Annotated in this window: 2 protein-coding genes; both read right to left on the bottom strand. The window is 70.3% G+C overall.

Translation table 11 applies throughout. The annotated features are described in order from the left end of the window. Positions 1 to 215: type VI secretion system baseplate subunit TssG (locus tag ACCC94_RS29980; RefSeq protein WP_413353208.1), on the bottom strand; the 215-nt coding region annotated here is incomplete at its 3' end. Next, on the bottom strand, positions 179 to 630 hold a 452-nt coding region (locus ACCC94_RS29975), incomplete at its 5' end, for a type VI secretion system baseplate subunit TssF (protein ID WP_413353207.1). The genes ACCC94_RS29975 and ACCC94_RS29980, both read right to left, overlap by 37 nt.

Raw genomic sequence — 630 nt, 5'->3', positions numbered from 1 at the left:
GCCGCCAGGGTCGAGGGCGCGAAGCTGCCTTCGGGCTGCTGGCCCAGGCGCAACGGGTCGTCCGCCAGACGCCGCGAGTGGCCCAGGCGGGGCAATTCGGGATGCTCGCACTGGATGCGCCGCAAGGCCTGGAAGAAGTCGAATTCCCAGGGCTCGGCCTGCATCGCCTGCAAGGCGCTCAGAGGTTCGGTCGACGTCCGGGTCGGGCTTTCCATCGCATGATCTCGCCACGTTCGGTGCTGCGAAGCACGGTTTCGGTAAAGCTGTTCAGGGACACGTAGCGCGCCAGGAAACGCTCGAACACCGCGCCGAGGAGGAACACGCCAGTGCCGCGGAAGGCGTTCTCGTCGAACTCCAGGGTGATCTCCAGGCCGCGGCCGAAAACGATCGGGCCGGGCATCGGCAGGCGGCGGGTGATGGGCCGGCTGCTGACTTCGCGCAGGCCTTCGATCTGCAACGGCAGGGCCGGGTCCTGGCTGTCGGCGTAGAGGCGCAGCAGCTCGCGCAGGGCGGCGGCGCCCTGGCCGTTCTCCGCCAGCGACAGGTAGTTCAGCGACAGCTGGCTGATCAGCCGCCAGGCCTCGCGGTCCTGGGCGCGGCTGGGGCGCGGCCGGCTGGGGCCGGTGAGGC

Source organism: Pseudomonas sp. Pseusp97 (assembly GCF_047304025.1).
In the GTDB taxonomy this organism is placed as follows: domain Bacteria; phylum Pseudomonadota; class Gammaproteobacteria; order Pseudomonadales; family Pseudomonadaceae; genus Pseudomonas.
This window is presented reverse-complemented; position numbering and strand designations above follow the sequence as displayed.